The following is a 3,796-nucleotide window of genomic DNA, read 5'->3' on the forward strand; positions in this document are numbered from 1 at the left end:
AACGATGCAATGTGGCATGCGAGAGAATCCGGGGGGCTACGATAACCTCGACAACGACAACGACAACGACAACGACAACGACAACGACAACGACAACGACAACGCCAATGGCGCGAAAAGCACTCGTAATGGACTTGTTTAACCTGCTACTGAACCGTTCTTTATGCCCCACCCCTCAGCCGGAGTCCCTCTCGCTATGCGCCATCGCCTCGCCGCCCTTGTGCTGCTGCTCGCCGCCCCGCTCATCCAGGCGGCCATCCCGGCCACGCCGGTGATGACGATCTACAAGTTCAACGGGTCCTTCACGGTGCCCTACTACAGCGCGGACGGGACCCCGGGGGCCGGCGCCCCGGCGGGGACCCTGACCCAGGGGGCCTCGGTCATTCCCTGTCTGGTGCTCCGCGACGGCAAGCCGCTGACGGACGCCAAGGGCACGCCCTACGTGGGCTTCGAGGTGGTCGTCGACCCGCGCCGGGCGACCCGCGCCGATACGCAGCGCTTCAAGCAGGCGGTGGCGGGGCGCGGCGGGATGCAGGTGCAGAACCACCACTGCGGGCCCGGGGTCAAGAACGTGATCGACGTGCGCCAGCTCTATGCCCTCAAAAAAGGGCCTTTCTTCGACCCGCCCGGCACCGCGGCGGGCGGCGGCGAGGGGGCGAGCGGGCTCGACCGGATGGTGCGCGCCTTCCATGCCTCCCCCCAGTGCGAGACGGCCAACCGCGCCCTGACCGGACGCCGTGCCGCCCTGGCCGCGGCCTGGGACGGATTCATTCGCGCCAACGGGCAGTTGGGTACGGACACCGAACTCGCCCGCGCCAAGCACCTGGACTATGTGATGCGCACCGCCCTGCACGAGGGCCATCTCAAGCGCGGCTGCAACGCCTACGGCAGTTGCGAGCGCAATGTCATTGCGCTGTCCATCCGCAACCGTGCCGTCGGCCAGTGTCAGCGTGGTCAGGGATGCGGCTTCCCCGGGGACTTCCAGGGCGTCTCCTCGTCGGTCTCCCAGTACAACATCTGGGACGAGTATCTGACCCAGATCTCGGGCCTCACCTCCTGCTTCCTGCGCCCGGACCTGGCCGCCGACAGCGACTATGCCAAGCTCCAGGCCATGTATACCCAGAATGTGGGTGACATCGAGCGCATCCTCTACGGAGCCGACGCCGACCTCCAGGCGATCTTCCCCGGCACCCCCCTGGCCGACCTGAAGGAACTTCGCCACTACTATCACGCCCCGGCCATGGGCAAGTGCTTCCCCAAGCAGCAGCGGGTGGAGTACATCTCCGGCGCCGTGGCGAGCCGCGGCAGCGACTATGCCCTGCTCGCCGACACCCGCATCCAGGTCGGTGCCGCGGCCGGCGACGGCTACGCCTTCAAGCAGTTCCTGTTCGAGGAGAAGCCGGAGGGGGACGCCATCCAGATTGTCGACCGCTACCCCGGATTCACCGTCGATGGGCGCAAGGTGTCGCTGCGCGCCCCGTCCTCCTGCCCGCCCTACGGGGTGCCCGCCGGCTGTCCCTTCAAACAGGTCGGGCGCTACCGCAAGACCCCGAGCTGGATCAACGAGGGCCGCCCGGTCGAGATCACCTGCCGGGTCAAGGACCGCGGCGAGGCCTGCCAGGGCGCGGGCACCGCGACCACGGCCCGCCTTGGCGGGACCTGCGATGTGGAGATGCGGCCGGTGGCGGGGGTGCGTTAACCCTGGAAAGAGCAGTTCTCTCACAGAGACACAAAGATCACAAAGATTTTCAAAGCGGTGTGTCGGTCGAGGAGGTCACCTGAGCGATGATCGGCCCAACGGCTTCAATGATCTGTTCTTCTTTGTGTCTTTGTGTCTTTGTGAGAGCAATTGCCGGATTTAGGTTAACCGTTTTTCCCGCGCCGGTTCTTTCGCCAGCCTGAGACAATGACATGGAACTGCGCCAACTGCGCTCACTCGTCACCCTGGCCGAGAACGGTTTCAGCGTCAGCCGGGCGGCGGAGCAACTCCATCTGGTCCAGTCGGCCGTCTCCCAGCACCTGAAACAACTCGAGGACGAGTTGGGCACCCGGCTCTTTCGGCGCCAGGGCAAGCGGTTGGCGGGGCTAACGCCGGCCGGGGAGCAGGTGGTGACCTATGCCCGCCAGACGCTCGCGGGCGCGGCCAGCGTGGCGGCCGTGGGGCGGGACCAGACGGGGCCGACCAGCGGGACCCTGCGCATCGGGGCGACCCACACCCAGGCGCGCTATGTCCTGCCGCCCGCGATGCGCCGCTTTGCAGCCGAGTTTCCGGCGGTCGAGGTCCAGATCCACCAGGGCACCCCGGGCCAACTGGTGGAACTGGTGGTGCGCGACGCGGTGGATCTCGCCATCTGTACCGAGGCGCTGAGCAACGAACCGGCCCTGGAGGCGATCCACTGTTACCGCTGGAACCGCTGCGTCATCGCCCCCCTGGGGCATCCGCTGCTGGCGGCCCCGGCCATGACCCTGGAACTGCTGTGCGAATACCCGGTGATCACCTACGTCTTCGGCTTCACCGGTCGCGGCAACTTCAGCACCGCCTTCGCCCGCCAGGGCCTGCGCCCGCGGGTGGTGCTGAGCGCGGCGGACACCGACGTGATCAAGACCTATGTGCGCGAGGGGATGGGCATCGGGATCATCGCCGATCTGGCCTATGAGCCGACCCTGGATGCCGACCTGGGGCGGCGGGACCTGAGCCACCTGTTCCCGTGGGAGGTGACCAAGGTCGCCTATCTGCGCGACAAGTACCTGCAGCGCTTCCAGCGGCGCTTCATCGACCTGTTTCAGGAAGAGTCGGCGCAGTTGAACCGGCGGGGGCGGGCGGGACCGGGTTGAGGGGTGGCTGTTGCGATGCCGCGCGGCCGGCGCGATTCGCTATACTCTCGGCATCCTATCGACACCGGTTCCGATCATGGCCAGTTCCCTGAGACGTACCTTCGTCAGCCTGGACGACTACTTCGCCCTCGATCGCGGCGCCGCGCCGCGTTGCGAATACCGCAACGGCGAGGTCTTCTGTATGGGCGGTGCCCAGCCCGAGCACAACACCATTTGCGTCAATCTGTTGACCGAACTACGCAGCGGCCTGCGGGAACGGGGCTGCCGGCCGTTCCCGAGCGATCAGCGGGTCAAGGTCAATGCCGGCAGTCCCTATCTGTATCCTGATCTGTCGGTCGCCTGCGACCCGCGCTATGTCACCATCAATGGGTTGCGCACCCTGCAGAACCCGGTGCTCATCCTCGAGGTGCTGTCGCCCAGCACGGCCGCCGATGACCGCGGTGCCAAGTTCCTGCAATACCAGACGATCGACACCCTGACCGACTATGTACTGGTGGACTCGACGGCCATTGCCGTTCTCCACTACCGCCGACGCGGGAACTGGTGGCAGCCGCGCCTGATCGAGGACCCGGCGGGCGTGCTGGTGCTCGATACGCTCGGCCTAGCGCTGCCGCTCGCGGCGATCTATCTCGATTCGGGGGTCGGTTAGAACCAAGCGAGGCGATTGGAGTCCAAGGCTTCAGCCTCGGCTCGGGCCGCCTGAGGCTAACGGCCATGAGCCTAGAAAGAGCAGTTCTCACACAGAGACACAAAGATCACAAAGATTTTCAACGCGATATGTAGGTCGAGAAGATCACCTGCGCGGTGATCCGCCCAACGCCTTCAATGATCTGTTTTTCTTTGTGTTCTTTGTGTTCTTTGTGTGAGCAATTCCCGAATTTAGGATGAGGGGTTGGCCGTCACCCGGAACCTGAAAGTTCCTTGTGGGAGCGGCCTCCGGCCGCGATGCGACGCCGCGGCA

General features: G+C 65.5%; 4 protein-coding genes. All 4 read left to right on the forward strand.

All coding sequences use genetic code 11. The features are described from left to right. On the forward strand, positions 1-275 hold a 275-nt coding region (locus QZY48_RS18860), incomplete at its 5' end, for a hypothetical protein (RefSeq protein ID WP_295434075.1). Next, on the forward strand, positions 197-1,699 hold the full coding sequence (locus QZY48_RS18865) for a hypothetical protein (protein WP_295434077.1): 1,503 nt from the start codon (positions 197-199) through the stop codon (positions 1,697-1,699). The genes QZY48_RS18860 and QZY48_RS18865, both read left to right, overlap by 79 nt. A gap of 212 nt (positions 1,700-1,911) precedes the next feature. Further along, positions 1,912-2,835, forward strand: coding sequence for a LysR substrate-binding domain-containing protein (locus QZY48_RS18870; RefSeq protein ID WP_295434079.1), 924 nt, complete (start codon positions 1,912-1,914; stop codon positions 2,833-2,835). A gap of 76 nt (positions 2,836-2,911) precedes the next feature. After that, positions 2,912-3,484 (forward strand): Uma2 family endonuclease, encoded by a 573-nt coding sequence (locus QZY48_RS18875; RefSeq protein WP_295434081.1) that lies wholly within the window; start codon positions 2,912-2,914, stop codon positions 3,482-3,484. The last annotated feature ends 312 nt before the right edge of the window (positions 3,485-3,796 follow it).

This window comes from uncultured Thiodictyon sp., from assembly GCF_903828115.1.
Classification (GTDB): domain Bacteria; phylum Pseudomonadota; class Gammaproteobacteria; order Chromatiales; family Chromatiaceae; genus Thiodictyon.

Coding starts and splice junctions, on each gene's coding strand:
- QZY48_RS18865 (WP_295434077.1), top strand. CDS start 197: ATGCGCCATCGCCTCGCCGCCCTTGTGCTGCTGCTCGCCGCCCCGCTC.
- QZY48_RS18870 (WP_295434079.1), top strand. CDS start 1,912: ATGGAACTGCGCCAACTGCGCTCACTCGTCACCCTGGCCGAGAACGGT.
- QZY48_RS18875 (WP_295434081.1), top strand. CDS start 2,912: ATGGCCAGTTCCCTGAGACGTACCTTCGTCAGCCTGGACGACTACTTC.